Here is a 14957-nt window from a genome sequence, read left to right on the forward strand (position 1 = left end):
ATTGCCTCATGACTGTCAATCAATCATTTTTCAAAAAGTCTTCCACTCTTTGCACTAAATGCTCCCGTTGATAAGATTGATAGAGCAGGCTAGATAAACGCACAGGATCACCAAAGAAAAAGCGTTCGTACAATGTTTGCCTTGTGCCAAAACTACTCATCGTTAAATCCCATGCTAAACGGAATTTCTTTACTCGCTCCTCGCCTTTATCTTGGAATGATTGTAAATAATGTTCTAGGTCACCCTCATCTGCTGCAAAAGCTTTTTCAGTCGGTATGGACATCAATCCACTTGCCCCAAGTTGCTGGATAATTTCCGTAAAAGTTGGATAAACTTTCGGGAAAATTTGAATGGCTACTTGCAATGTTGAGAGATCTGGTCGAAGAAAGCCAAACATATCTCTGTGTGCATCTATTTCTGATTTTACTAGCATTGCCTTCATCGTTTCTAATGTCACAATCACATCCACCACTTTTTGTTGTACATGTTGGTAGTCACCGATATTAATGGTGTCCACAATCGACTGCACAACGCCTAGTACAAATTCGGTCTTCGCAATTTGACGAGAAAGCACTTGATGTAAACTGTAAGCTTGGAAGCCGCTGACATTCATAAATTGATTGGCTACTTCCACATTTTCGTAGTAAAAAACGCGTTCCCATGGGACAACTACATCATCAAACACAACGATTGCATCCATTTCTTCAAAACGCGCACTTAACGGATAATCAAAGGTAGAATCTCCTCCTACAAATGATTGCCGACATAAAAACTTTAGTCCTTTGGTGTTACTCGGTATAGAAAAGCCAAAACCTTTTCCCTCATCATAGCCATTTGTTGATAAAACAAGGAGCTCATCCGTTATGCCACCTTGTGTTGCGAGTAATCTTGCTCCTTTGATGACTAAGCCTTCACTTGTCTTTCCAATAATTTTAGCAGCAATGGTCACTTCTTCATCCTCATAGTAATAGCGCTTGCGATTTACCTGTGGTTCGATAAAGGTATGTGTCATCGTAATATCATTTTCACGAGCATACTCATAAAACTTCAGCAAATGCTCTGGAAAACAATTTGGCTTATCTTTTAAAAAGTCTGACGCCGATGCCAAGGCCATTAATGTTGTATTCATATAATCAGGGCTTCTCCCCATAAAACCATGAGAAGATAATGCCCACTCCCTTGCCGCATGGCGCCTTTTCACAAGATCTTCTGGCGTCAATACTTGAAGAAAGGACATGCCAACTCTCTGTTTGCTAGTTGGCGATTCATAGGTCATTTTTTCAAGAAATGCCGCTTGATGTTGTAAATCAAAAAGTTTCGCTTGACTTTGCATAATTCCTTTAAAGGCAGGATGTTCTGACACCTTTCCTGTCACGACTTCCCCATCTATCGAAATATACGTTTTTAAAGCATCAATTCGTTCAATATACTGCTGCCCTGTCATTATTGGCATGCTGTCACCCCTATACATTTCCTATGTTTTTGTACTCATCTAGTATATGAAATGTCCAAATATTAGGTGACGATACGATCAATTAGAAAAACCCGATTAGACAGTCTAATCGGGTACATATAGCTGATGGTATTTATTTTAATCATCCAAAAAATCATATGGAGAGACATCATTCATACCAATCATTGGATGAATATAAGGGGCTGTTTCTACTGTTAGCTTTTGTTCAATGGAAACAGGCTCGTTCATTCCTTCATCTTCTACCGGCACTGCCTCTACTTTCACAAGCTCTTCATCGATTTCCATTGGATTAAGTCTTGCACGTAACGAGGTGAAACGCTGTAGGTCATCTGTACGTTGTAAGCCATCTGCAAGCACATCAGGTTCACCACATAAAATCAAAAAGTTTTTAGCTCGTGTAATCCCTGTGTATAAAAGATTCCGCCGCAGCATTTTGGAATACCCTCTAACAACAGGCATAATAACCGTTTGAAACTCAGAGCCTTGCGATTTATGGATAGAACAACAATAAGCTAGTGTCAATTGATTGAGATCACTTCGTTGATAGGTCACTTCAATGCCATCAAAGGATACGATCAGTAAATCTTGTTTTTCTACCGTCTCTTTTGCCTTAATAATACTAATGACCTCTCCCATATCTCCATTAAAGACATTGCTTTCAGGTTGATTGACTAACTGAAGGACTTTATCTTTTATCCGATAGGTGACATCTCCAAAGACTAGCTCTTTTCGTGTTCCTGTATCATTTGGATTAATAAGCTCTTGAATCATTTTATTTAAATTATCTATGCCAGCCGGTCCTTTATACATGGGCGCTAGCACTTGAATATTGCGGATTTCCTGACCTTTTGTGACAGCACTTTTGACAACCTGTGTGACCACATTGGCAACTTGATCGGCTGAAGCTTTAATAAACGAACGATCAGACGTTTTAACTGTTAACTCTTTTGGAATCGTTCCTTTTTTTATTTGATGGGCTAGTTCAATAATCGTAGAGCCTTCTGCTTGTCGGTAAACATCTGTTAGCTCAACAGTTGGCAGCTGTTTGGATGCTAATAAATCCTTTAATACCTGTCCTGGACCCACTGGTGGGAGCTGATCCTGATCTCCTACAAAGACAACCTGTACATCCTCATGTAAAGCTTTTAATAATTGATGGGCGAGCCATGTATCCACCATGGACATTTCATCCACGATAATCAGCTTCCCTGTCACTTCCCGCTCTGTTTCTTCCTCTTTTTCTTGCCCTGTAAAGCCAAGCAGTCGATGAATGGTCATCGCAGGAAGCTCTGTTGATTCGGCTAATCGTTTAGCAGCACGCCCAGTTGGCGCACAAAGGATGATCGGAAAAGGCTCTTCTTTTTGAGCATACTCTTTTGGATTTAAGGATAAACCATGAAGCTTTGCATAAACTTCCACGACTCCACGTACAACAGTCGTTTTCCCCGTACCAGGGCCACCCGTTAAAATCATCACAGCTGAATTTAAAGCCTGTTCAATGGCATTTGCTTGTGTTTCTGCATAGGTAACATGGAGTAGCTCCTCTGTTTCCCCAATGGCTTTTCGAATTTCATCTTTACTAAAATGTTCAGCCTTGTTATTTCGCTCAATTAGCGATACGATTTTCGATGCAATTCCAACCTCTGAAAAATAAAGTGATGGTAAATATAACCTCGTCTCTTCACCACAAATTTTGCCTTCTTCACGCAGTTCGATACAGGCTTGAGAAATGTCCTCGAATGGTATCTCCTGTCGTTGGCTTTGTTCAAGCATTTCCTTGACGAGGGGTAAAACATGTTCGGCATCTAGATAGACATGTCCATCCGATAAAGCAGCTGTATTTAAAATATGGAAAATCGCTGCTTTGACACGATCAGGATGTTTGCCGGTTATACCTAATTTTGCACCTAGCTCGTCAGCTCGAAAGAAACCAACCCCTTCAACATCTTCAATCAAGCGGTATGGATTTTCTGTCAGTAATTCAATGGCTTCTGTTCGATAGGTTTGATAGATTTTCATGCCAAGCTGGGGACCAAATCCCCACTCATTCAGTTGAATCATGACCCGTTCTAAGCCTAAGTTTTGCTCAATAGTGCGATGAATGACTTCTTTTTTTTCAGCGGATAGACGTGGAACAGAATCGAGTGCACTAGGATCTTCTAAAATAACACGGAGTGCATTAGCACCTAGTTTTTCAACAATCGTTTCAGCCGTTTTTTTCCCAATCCCTACGAATAAGTCACTAGATAAATAATGAATAATCCCTTGCTCAGTTGCAGGAACCTCTTTCGTAAATGTCTCAATTTGAAATTGAGCACCGTATTTAGGATGCTGTTTTAAGATCCCAGTAAAACGATATTGTTCATCCATTTGTAATGGTGGAAAATAACCTACAACGATAATTTCTTTATCTTCATATTGCAAATTCGTCTCTTGAATTTTCACTCGTACAATCGAATACATATTTTGTGCATTATGAAAGATAGAGACGATCGGACGTCCGAGTATAAAAAATTTATTAAGTTCAAATAAATCTAGGTGATCTGTCATTTTCGGTCCGTCCTTTCTTATAGTTTTCAATCTTTTTATTTTACCATAGCCTCATGAAAATATAGCAGCCAAAAATATAATCGCTTCAATATTTTACATTATTTTGACAAATGACAATTCTCTGCCTTTATTCTCCGTTCCATGCTATGATAAATAAGAATTAGTTGCACGGAAGGATTGTGAAATTATTGGAATTTAGACCTTGCATCGATTTACACGATGGCAAAGTAAAACAAATTGTAGGGAGCACTTTGGGGTATACGAATCAAGCAGTTGTAGAAAATTTTATTTCTCATCATGACGCTAGCTACTATGCACAAATGTTTGCCCAAGATCGTTTAACAGGTGGACACGTTATCATGCTCGGTTCAGGTAATGAAGATGCTGCCTTATCCGCTTTAACAGCTTATCCTCAAGGCTTACAAATTGGTGGTGGCATCACAGCTGACAATGCTCAAAAGTATATTGATGCAGGCGCTTCACATGTCATTGTCACATCCTATATTTTTCATGATGGTCAGCTAGATTTAGCACGTTTAAAGCATTTAAATCAATTAATTGGTAAAGAACACCTTGTCATCGATCTCAGTTGTAAGATGCGTGACGGGAAGTGGTTTGTCATGACAGATAAATGGACTACATTTAGTCATTTCGAAGTCAATGCAACATCCATTGCTTATATTGAAGGTTTTTGTGATGAACTGTTAATTCATGCTGTCGATGTTGAAGGAAAGAAGGGTGGCATGCAGGAAAGTTTGGTACGGGATTTAGCTGCTTGGACATCTATCCCTACTACCTATGCAGGCGGCGTCCGATCAATTGAAGACTTAGAAAGATTTAACCAATTAGCCAATGGAAAGCTTCATGTAACCATTGGGAGTGCGCTCTCTATTTTTGGTGGCGATTTACCTTATACAGATGTAGTAGAATATTGTAAAAAAGGCGGGATCTTGTGAAGCTTATTTATAAAGATTATGTTTTTCCATTTCAAGAAACAAATTTAGAGAGAATCATAGATGGTAAATATTTTAAAGTGAATAAAAAAGATGATTCTCTTGCGATTCAAGTGCAACTTGACAACGAGCAAATGTTACTGGAATTTTCAAAATCATTAAAGGCAACATGTGGCTTTTTACGCGATCAAGAAACAGAACCTTATATCGGAACCTATATTGATTTACAAGTTTTCGTTGATGAGTTTAATAAGCGTTATAACTTAAATGCTGAAATTATTAGTTAAAACAAGGGGTAACTAGCTTCCCTTTGTTTTAACCCCACACCTCTTCTGCATTATTCCTTTCTCGTATTTCTGAAACCTTTTCATTGTCATGTGAGTTATATATTGTATAGCATGAACTATAGGGGGTTCACATGGCTAAACTTCATACTCAAAATTTCCTACCTTATTTTTTTATGCTTCCCGCCCTTCTCATAGGGATGATCACCATGATCTCTTACGGCGTAGGCTTCTCTATTTGGATACAAAACCTATTCATCTGGATTGTAGGCGTTCGTTTTTGCTATGTTGTTTTAACTAAAACTAGCCTTAAACTTTTAGATAAAAGCCCTCTTTCTATCACATCTGTATTAATTATATTACTCATTATGCCCTTTTGGTTTAATGGTATAGAGGGTGTCCATCGATGGATAACTTTTGGTCCATTTCATTTTTATATGGCTAGTATTATTTTACCTATGTTAATTATTTATTTATGGAAGCTTTCAAAAAATAAAAATTTATTATTTTCTATAGGATTCATAATCCTCATAGAAGGTATATTAATTATGCAACCAGATGCAGGGCAACTCACTGCGTTTGCTTGTGCATCCACCATTATTTTATGGCGAGCTAGAGAAAATTCGAAAGGGAAGTATATTACCCTAATTATATTAGCCATATTTGTCCTAGCATCATGGATGTTTCTTGATCATTTAGCTCCAGTCCCATATGTAGAGCAAATTATTTTTTTAGTGGCTGATATGGGAAGAATTTTCCTTTTATTAGGTGTGGTAGCACTCCTATTGTTAGTATATCCATTTTTTATCCCATGGAAAAAAGATACATTGGCAATGGCTTTAGGCCTATATTTTCTAATGACAATCCTTGTTACTTTCCTTGGTAATTTTCCAATGCCTATTATGGGCTATGGAATTTCACCAATTATCGGCTATCTCATTGCAATCACTGCCCTACAAAAAATAAAAATCGAACAAAGAAAGAAAGGATTTACAAACGATGAAAACTGAACTAGAAGTAAACACTTTAAAATCATTCCAAACTGAATTAACACGCTTCTTTTTAGCCTACAAATTTGCTCTCCAAGAAGTGGAAACGAAAATTAATATCTTACAAGAAGAATTTAAGTTGATACATGAATATAATCCAATTGAGCATATTTCTACACGTGTCAAATCACCGAAAAGTATTTTAACAAAGATGATGAAAAAAGAGCTACCTCCATCAATGGAGGCTGTTCGTGGAAATATTCGTGATATAGCAGGTGCTCGCATCACCTGTTCCTTCGTGGAGGATATTTACAAGGTAAGCGCCATGTTACAAGCACAGCATGACATAGAAGTTGTTGAGGTGAAAGATTATATAGCCAATCCAAAAGAAAATGGCTACCAAAGCTTACATCTCATCATTAAAATCCCTATCTTTATGTCAGACCATATGGAAAAGGTCTATACAGAGATCCAAATTCGTACAATTGCAATGGATTTCTGGGCAAGCTTAGAACACAAAATTTATTATAAATATAACAAAGAAGTACCTGAGCATATTCGACTTGAATTAAAGGAAGCCGCTCTACAAGCAGCTGAGTTAGATCGAAAAATGGAGCGACTGAATAAAGAAATCAATATTTTAAAGGAAAATGAAGCAGAGCCTTCATTGCTAGACAGTACCCCGATAACCCATCTAGCTAAATACTTAACGGATCTTCCTGGCAGTAAGATAATTGATAATGCTCTATTCAAAAAATAAATTCATTCTTAGATATGTTCATCAAATGAAAAATCCACCTCACACTCTGCATGCTTACAGAATATGAGGTGGATTTTACTGTTTATTCACTATTGCGCCTTGGATTTCGTTGCTACAAAGAAGGAGAAAATAAGAGCACAAATGGCAAAAATAAAGGTAGCGACATATACGAAACTGACGCCATTCGCAATGGTGTCCTTTAAAAAGCTTACTTCTTCTATATTAAAGCCACCTTTTGCAAATTCACCATTTAATTGAATTTCACCTTTTCCTAATGAAGCCATTTTTTCACTCGTTGCTAGGTTGAAAATCATACCAAATAGTGCTGCCCCAATCGCTTGGCTAAATGTATTCGTAAAGGAGTTCAAACCAATTGATATACCAAGCTGCTTCGGATCTGCCACCTTTTGTATGGAAATCATCAACATCGGCATAATAAAGCCCATCCCTAGTCCAATTAATGATGAAGCGAAATAAACGCTGAAATCACTAGAACCTGAAGATAATCTTGCCAACAATAGCGTACCCGTAACAAGTAAAATCGTACCCATTTGGATAATGCGTTTATTTGTTAAACGTCCGATTAAATAACCTGCCATAATCGAGTTCACCGTCCAAAAAATAGACATCGGTGTTAATAATAACCCAGCTTGTGTTGCATTTTTACCTAAAACACTTTGGGCAAATATCGGAATATAAACCGTCACACCAATGACAATAGACATGCCACTTAAAGTTAATGCATTAATGACCATTAGTCGTCCATTTTTAAACAGAGTTAACGGAATAATTGGCTCCTCTGCTCGCAACTCCACCCAGATAAAAATACTTAAGAATACAAGAGCAACCCCATACATTAGCAGCGATTGACCTGATAACCAAGTCTGTGTTTTGCTGTTTTCGATAATAACAAATAGCAGTGCCACCATGCCAATTGTAAAAAATGCTGCACCTAAATAGTCAATTTTACGCTTCACTGCTTCTAGTTGTTCTTTATAATGTTTAGCAATTAAATAGATTGAGGCTAAACCAAATGGTACATTAATGAAGAAAATGAAATGCCAAGATACTTGGTCAACAATAAAGCCTCCAAATAATGGACCTACTACGCCAGACACGCCCCATACCATACTTAAATAACTTTGTCCTTTAGCACGCTCTTTTTCAGTCTTAAACAATTCACCAACCATTGTTAATGTGATGGGTAAAATTGAACCTGCGCCAATACCTTGAATTGCTCGGAAGACTATTAATTGCTCCATGGATTGCGCTAAACCACATAACATAGAACCTACTAAAAAAATAATAATACCTGTAATAATCATCCGTTTGCGCCCAAATAAATCAGCTAGCTTACCAAAAATAATTGCCGCAATGGCTGAAGCTAGTAAATAAGCGGAATAAATCCAGCTTATTAAGTCTACGCCTAATAAATCAGCCGTAATACTTGGAATAGCTGTACTAACAATTGTTCCTTCAATTGCAGCGAGTGCTGTTACAAGTAATAGTGCAATAAATACTTTATTCATCCTGTCACCTTTTCCTTTCCTGCATGACATACATTACCAAGTTTGAACTAAAAATAAAAGAGAAACGGGTTCATTCTATGAAAAAATAAACGATTGATTTGCAGTTTTACTAGACAATTTCAATAAAAAAAGCAGCAAGTAGATTAACTCGCTGCTTATTATCTATCAGTTAAATCGTTGGGCAATCATATCGTAAAGATAACGGGCTTGGTCGTATTCCGGTTGTAAGGTAAAGGCTTGTTTCAAATGATACATCGCATCTTCCGTTTGTTCAGTGGATACAGCATATAGTACACCTAAATTATAATGTGCATCTGCATTATTCCAATCCTGTTCAATCAAGAGATCCAGTTCCTTCTTCCCTTCATCAAACATTTCTAACGCACATAGTACGATCGCATAGGCTAAACGAATTTGTGTATCATCTGGAGCAAGTTCTACCGCACGTTGTAAATAAGGTAAGGCCAATTTTGAGTTATCCATACGCTCAAAGCATTTCCCCATCATATAATAGACATCTGCACCTTCAATATGATGCTTTAGCGCTTGTTCATACAGCTTCACAGCCTCGGCATAGCGTTCAGCATTGTAATATAAATTGGCTAGACCGTAATAGGCTGTAGCTACTGTTTCATCCACAGTAATGGCCTTTTGGAAGAAACGTTCTGCACGTTCGGTATCCTCTAACACGGCTAATAAATTGCCGAAATTTACATAACCAATAGCATTTTCAGGCTCTGCTTCGATTGCTTTTGTAAATAGTTGAGCAGCATCCTCATAACGTTTTTCTTGAAATGCTTGGATGCCCTGTTCATTATAATTCATTCGTTTTTCACCTCTATGTAGCGAAAGACTGCTTTTAGGGAGCCAAGAGGCCATAAAAGCAGTCTTAACGCAATTTATCCAACATATGTTAGTTTTTCATTACTTTTAAAGACTTCATCAATCGTTCCGCCACCCATACATTCTTCTCCATTGTATAGTACTACAGCCTGTCCTGGTGTAATTGCACGTACAGGTTCTGCGAATGTAATATGTGTACGGCCGTCTGGTAAAATTTCAACTTCCACTGGTGTATCGGTTTGGCGATAACGGAATTTTGCTGTACAAGAAAATTTCCCAGGCAATTTTTTTGTCGAAGTATAGTTCATTTTCACAGCTGTTAATGATGTAGAATACGAATATTCATTGTCAAAGCCTTGTCCGACAAGCAGAACATTACGTTCTAAATCTTTTCCTAGCACAAACCAAGGCTCGCCGTCTCCACCAATACCAAGACCATGTCGTTGCCCAAGTGTATAGTACATTAAGCCATCGTGTTGACCCATTACAACGCCATCCATTGTTTCCATCTTGCCCGGTTGAGCTGGTAAATATTGACTCAAAAACTCTTTGAAATTACGTTCTCCAATAAAGCAAATGCCCGTTGAATCTTTTTTCTTGGCCGTAGCAAGACCAGCTTCCTCTGCAATTTTACGCACTTCTTTTTTCTCAATATCGCCAATCGGGAACATCACATGCGCCAATTGCTCTTGTGATAATTGGTTTAAAAAGTATGTTTGATCTTTGTTATCATCAACACCACGTAACATTTTTACCTCGCCATCACCACTACGATCAATTCGTGCATAGTGACCCGTCGCTAAGTAATCAGCACCAAGGTTCATGGCATGCTCTAAAAATGCTTTAAATTTAATTTCTTTATTGCACATCACATCAGGGTTTGGTGTACGCCCTGCCTTATATTCTTCTAAAAAGTATGTGAAAACTTTATCCCAATATTGTTTCTCGAAATTGACAGCATAATATGGGATACCAATTTGATTACATACTTTAATCACATCGTCATAATCTTCTGTTGCTGTACAAACACCGTTTTCGTCCGTATCATCCCAGTTTTTCATAAAGATCCCGATTACTTCATATCCTTGTTGTTTTAACAAGTATGCAGCCACCGACGAATCTACCCCACCTGACATGCCGACAACAACTCGAATTTGTGAGGGGTCACGTGTTTCTTTCATTGTGGTCACCTTTTCTTTTATCTAATTACAGTGCATGCTTCAATATTTATAGAAACATAACATTGGTATTGCGCAAATTATTTTTTAGCTAGTTTTTTCACAATTTGAGCCGTTTTTTCCGCTGCATGTCGGATATCCTTTTCCGTTAAATCCTGCCCAAAGCTGAATCGGATGGAGTTTCGTAGCTCTTCTGCACTTTGTCCAAACATTGCTACTAACACATGCGATGGATCAATCGACCCAGCAGTACATGCCGAACCACTCGATGCATAAATTCCTGCCATATCAAGGTTCACTAAAAATGATTCTACTTCCATGCCCTCAAAGCTAATATTTAAAACATGTGGCAATGAATGCACCTCATCACCATTTACATGGAATGCTAGCTTTTCTTGCGAAAAAACATCAAGCATAATTTGCTTAAAGTGATTGTATAGTGAACGCTTTTCTTCACGCAACTCATTTGCAACTTGCACTGCAGTTGCAAAACCAATAATGGCAGGTATATTTTCAGTACCTGCACGACGTTTTTTCTCTTGTGCGCCCCCAAGAGCATAGCTCGCTAACGGTGTGCCCGACTTTTGATAAAGGAATCCAACACCTTTTGGACCATTGATTTTATGAGCAGATACACTCAATAAATCCACCTGTAATTGCTTTACATCAATGCGCTCTAAACCATAAGCCTGAACCGCATCTGTATGGAATACGGCACGATGCTCACGTAATAGCTCACCAATTTCAGCAATTGGTTGAATCGTACCAACTTCATTATTTCCGTACATGATTGTCACTAAAATGGTATCTTCGCGCAGAGCTTTTTGGACATCCTCAACCGCTACTCGCCCCATTTGATCTACTGGTAAATAAGTCACCTCAAAGCCATCGCGTTCAAGTTTTTCACAAGTATGTAATACTGCATGATGCTCTACTTGCGTTGTAATGATATGTTTTCCTTCGTTTGCACGGGCATAGACAGTTCCTAAAATCGCCATATTGTCCGCTTCTGTGCCACCACTTGTGAAAATAATTTCCCCAGCTTGGGCACCAATAGATTTGGCTAATAGCTCACGTGCATCATCTAGATATTTTCTTGCTTCTCGACCTGCTCTATGAATACTGGATGCATTGCCAAATACCTGTTGCATAGCAGTCGTCATCGCTTCTATTACTTGGCCATTCATCGGAGATGTGGCCGCATGATCGAGATAGATATATGAACTCATGTTGAAAACTCCTTTTTTTCATCAATTACGCCTCGGCCTAATTGAGTCAGGATTTTTTCGAGCTCGCTCGAAAAGCTCCTTTTAAAACTTTGTAACATCCGCCAGAGGCTTTAGCTTGATTCAGTTAATGCTTGCAAAATCAATACAAGCGTTCTTCGCTCCTCTATGAGAAGGGAGTCTTCCGTACTTGGTGCTTCATTTTCGGTACAAAAAAACATTCGCTGAATCGAGACAAAAGCGCAAAACCCACATCACTCATCGTAAAAATAGCCATTGAGATGTGAATAGCTCACAACCGCCCTAAAGAATGAGGTGAATGTAGGAGTAGCGCTTTAGCTTGAACATTTTTAAATATAGAACATGTAGCCTTCTACTACATTCTCTTCTGTATATTGTGCTAAATCTTCAATTGTTGTTGTATCTAACACATTTTTTACTGCATCGCGAATACGTAGCCATAACTCTCGTTGAGGTGCTTCTTCATTTTCAATACCCTCTACTGGTTGAATAGGTCCTTCTAGCACACTAATAACATGGGCTGCTGAAATTTCGCTAGGTGGATTGGCTAGCATATACCCACCATAAGCACCACGTACACTTTTTACTAAGCCTGAATTACGAAGCGGAGATACTAATTGCTCTAAATATGCTTCAGAAAGCTCCTTTTCCGCAGCAATTTTACGCAAAGGAATGGGTCCTTCCCCATAATGCTTTGCTAATTCAATCATAATCGTAAGCCCGTATCGGCCCTTTGTTGAAATTTTCATTTTATCACCCTCAATTAGTCTAGTCAAAATACTACCAACAGTATATCATAATCTCCTCTTGATGAACTCGGAAATACACCTAGAAGGATATGATATACTAATTAAAGCGATTCAAAATCGTTCAAAAGCTATATCAGCGCTTTATTTTAGCGTAAAAACATGCACGAAGCAAAAAATGACAACGACTGAAAGGGGGAATTATGTTGCATAATGAACCACTCGCTTTTCGAATGCGCCCTTTAACCCTTGATGAGATTGTTGGTCATCAGGATTTCATTGGTCCCAATACAGCCCTTTATAAAATGATTCAAAATGAACATGTACCCTCCATGTTGCTATATGGAGAACCTGGAATCGGTAAAACATCCATTGCCAATGCCATTGCAGGAAGTTCCAAGCTCCCTTTCTTTGCACTTAATGCCACACGAGCTGGTAAAAAAGATGTTGAAGATATTGTACAAGAAGCCAGAATTTCTGGAAAAGTACTACTTTTTTTGGATGAAATTCATCGTTTCAATAAATTACAGCAGGATACATTGTTACCACATGTAGAAAATGGCTCGATTGTATTAATTGGTGCCACAACAGAAAATCCTTATCATGATGTAAATCCAGCGATTCGTTCACGCTGTGGTGAAATTTATCAGCTAAAACGGTTAACTAAGGAAAATTTAATCGAACTAGTTGAAAAAGCACTGGCTGATGAAAGACGAGGACTAGGTAAATATCATTTTGCATTAACACCATCACAAATTGAACAAATTGCAGCCGCAGCGAATGGAGATGCGCGAAAGGCATTAACTTTGCTAGAATCCATTTATTATGCCAGTGACGAGGTGGATGGACAAACAATTGCTGCCAATCATGTCATTGAGCATCTCATTAGCCGAATTGGTGTGTATGGCGATAAAAAAGGTTCACATTTTTATAATCTACTCTCTGCCCTGCAAAAATCTGTGCGTGGCAGTGATACCAATGCCGCTCTGTATTATTTAGCACATTTATTGGAAACAGGCGATTTAGTGGCTGTCAGCAGACGCCTACTTGTTATGGCCTATGAGGATGTTGGTCTAGCAAATCCCGAAGTTGGCCCTCATATGTTAGCCGCCATACAAGCTGCGGAACGACTGGGACTACCAGAGGCACGTATCCCACTTGCAAGTGCTGTCATTGAAATGTGCCTTGCCTCAAAATCCAATTCTGCCATTGTGGCAATCGACGCTGCCATTACGGCTATACATGAAGGTAAAACAGGCGATATCCCCCATCATCTGCGAGATGCTCATTACGAGGGGGCAAAAGATTTAGGACATGTTGGCTATCAATACCCACATAACACACCGATTGGTACTTTTGGTGGTTGGGTAGACCAGCAATACTTACCAGATGAACTTGTAGGGACAGAATTCTATAAACCTGTAATTGCTGGTGAGGAAAAACGTATGGCAGGCATTTACGAAAAACTCAAATCATTCCATCAAGATAAGAAATAATCATATAAAAGCAAAGTCACTATCTCAAGTAATTGACATGACTTTGCTTTTTTTATAAACAACAGGATAGACTGCTCTAGCAATCATCCTGTAAAGCTCGGGTTATTTGTTGTGTATCGTTCTTGGTAAAACAAATTTAAAGGTTCTGCTACATGTCGAAGTGATGGCAAAATGGATTCTTTCACATCTCCTTCATTTACCTTACTATGCAAAAAAACAATCAAATTATAAGACTGATACAATAAGCTCGCAAACTCTTGATTGTTTTCTCTTACCTCAAAGCGAATTGCTTTTACAGCAATTGCTTGTGCAATTTTTTGTTCTCTCGTCTCACAGGAAGGTTCCTTACTTAATTCATCATCTGACACTCTGTATAACCGTTTTAATGCACCATACACCTCTTGATTTCCACTAAATCGATCTTTTAACCACTGCAAGACAAATTGTAAAAGAATGACTGCATAGATAAGGGAAAGACATTCATCGCCACGCGATTTTTTTGCTAAGCGTTGGAAATATTCTGCTTGTGTGACTAATTCAAAAAGAAGTAAACGAATTGGGTAAAGCATGGCATGGCCGCTATTGATGTATAGCTTTTCTCGATCTCTATACATAGCCAACCAAATATCTTTGATCAATGAAATGGATTTCCTCGTTGAGAGCGCTAATTGACATTGAATAAGCTCCTGTTCAATCGTCGGTTGGATAAGCTGTTGAAATAAAAGTTCATCTTCCTCACTAACTAGTAAAAGTGGTTTTTCCAAATTTGCCAAATCTATTTCTATTCCATTTACAATCATTGCCTAGCCCCCTTCCAATAAGTTCTTACAGCGTTAAGCAGAGTGAGCACATCTATTACCAATTTTTTAACTATAATTCGACAAAAAAACATAAATACCTTTCTAGAT

The 14957-nt window shown here is 38.3% G+C and carries 13 protein-coding genes; 5 read left to right on the forward strand and 8 right to left on the reverse strand.

Annotation, left to right across the window (positions count from 1 at the left end; genetic code table 11):
- Positions 1-19: 19 nt before the first annotated feature.
- A complete protein-coding gene (gene hpaB / locus MHB65_RS16425; protein ID WP_205444568.1) occupies positions 20-1453 on the reverse strand; it encodes a 4-hydroxyphenylacetate 3-monooxygenase, oxygenase component in 1434 nt (477 codons plus the stop codon).
- Between the two features lie 138 nt (positions 1454-1591).
- Positions 1592-4024 (reverse strand): ATP-dependent RecD-like DNA helicase, encoded by a 2433-nt coding sequence (locus tag MHB65_RS16430; RefSeq protein ID WP_342441063.1) that lies wholly within the window; start codon positions 4022-4024, stop codon positions 1592-1594.
- A 188-nt stretch (positions 4025-4212) separates the two neighbouring features.
- On the opposite strand from MHB65_RS16430, the gene hisA reads away from it, so the two are divergent.
- The 4 genes from hisA (at position 4213) to MHB65_RS16450 (ending at position 7010) form a co-directional block, all read left to right on the forward strand.
- Entirely contained in the window at positions 4213-4980 is a 768-nt protein-coding gene (gene hisA / locus MHB65_RS16435) for a phosphoribosylformimino-5-aminoimidazole carboxamide ribotide isomerase (protein WP_342441064.1), read from the forward strand.
- The gene (locus tag MHB65_RS16440; RefSeq protein ID WP_205444573.1) at positions 4977-5264 is read left to right on the forward strand and encodes a hypothetical protein; all 288 of its coding nucleotides are present in this window, start codon (positions 4977-4979) and stop codon (positions 5262-5264) included. Before hisA ends, MHB65_RS16440 begins: the two co-directional genes overlap by 4 nt.
- A gap of 131 nt (positions 5265-5395) precedes the next feature.
- Complete coding sequence (locus MHB65_RS16445; protein ID WP_342441065.1) at positions 5396-6271, forward strand: hypothetical protein; 876 nt, start codon at positions 5396-5398, stop codon at positions 6269-6271.
- Complete coding sequence (locus MHB65_RS16450; protein WP_342441066.1) at positions 6261-7010, forward strand: GTP pyrophosphokinase family protein; 750 nt, start codon at positions 6261-6263, stop codon at positions 7008-7010. The genes MHB65_RS16445 and MHB65_RS16450 overlap by 11 nt, the downstream gene beginning before the upstream one ends.
- Positions 7011-7099: 89 nt before the next feature.
- Here MHB65_RS16450 and MHB65_RS16455 read toward each other — a convergent pair whose 3' ends face one another.
- From MHB65_RS16455 to MHB65_RS16475, 5 genes are all read right to left on the reverse strand, one after another.
- The gene (locus MHB65_RS16455) at positions 7100-8539 is read right to left on the reverse strand and encodes an MDR family MFS transporter (protein WP_342441067.1); all 1440 of its coding nucleotides are present in this window, start codon (positions 8537-8539) and stop codon (positions 7100-7102) included.
- 165 nt (positions 8540-8704) lie between these two features.
- Positions 8705-9364, reverse strand: a complete 660-nt coding sequence (locus MHB65_RS16460) for a tetratricopeptide repeat protein (protein WP_342441068.1) — start codon at positions 9362-9364, stop codon at positions 8705-8707.
- A 74-nt stretch (positions 9365-9438) separates the two neighbouring features.
- Positions 9439-10563: a tRNA 2-thiouridine(34) synthase MnmA gene (gene mnmA / locus MHB65_RS16465; protein ID WP_342441069.1), complete on the reverse strand. Its 1125-nt coding sequence runs from the start codon at positions 10561-10563 to the stop codon at positions 9439-9441.
- 77 nt (positions 10564-10640) lie between these two features.
- Positions 10641-11789 (reverse strand): cysteine desulfurase family protein, encoded by a 1149-nt coding sequence (locus MHB65_RS16470; RefSeq protein ID WP_342441070.1) that lies wholly within the window; start codon positions 11787-11789, stop codon positions 10641-10643.
- Positions 11790-12136: 347 nt separating this feature from the next.
- Complete coding sequence (locus MHB65_RS16475) at positions 12137-12556, reverse strand: Rrf2 family transcriptional regulator (protein ID WP_004226809.1); 420 nt, start codon at positions 12554-12556, stop codon at positions 12137-12139.
- A 203-nt stretch (positions 12557-12759) separates the two neighbouring features.
- On the opposite strand from MHB65_RS16475, the gene MHB65_RS16480 reads away from it, so the two are divergent.
- Positions 12760-14049 (forward strand): replication-associated recombination protein A, encoded by a 1290-nt coding sequence (locus MHB65_RS16480; protein ID WP_205444581.1) that lies wholly within the window; start codon positions 12760-12762, stop codon positions 14047-14049.
- 83 nt (positions 14050-14132) lie between these two features.
- On the opposite strand, the gene MHB65_RS16485 is transcribed toward MHB65_RS16480, so the two are convergent.
- Entirely contained in the window at positions 14133-14849 is a 717-nt protein-coding gene (locus MHB65_RS16485; RefSeq protein WP_205444583.1) for a hypothetical protein, read from the reverse strand.
- Between the last annotated feature and the right edge of the window lie 108 nt (positions 14850-14957).

Origin of the sequence: Lysinibacillus sp. FSL K6-0075 (assembly GCF_038592945.1) — a bacterium.
Lineage (GTDB): Bacteria > Bacillota > Bacilli > Bacillales_A > Planococcaceae > Lysinibacillus > Lysinibacillus fusiformis_F.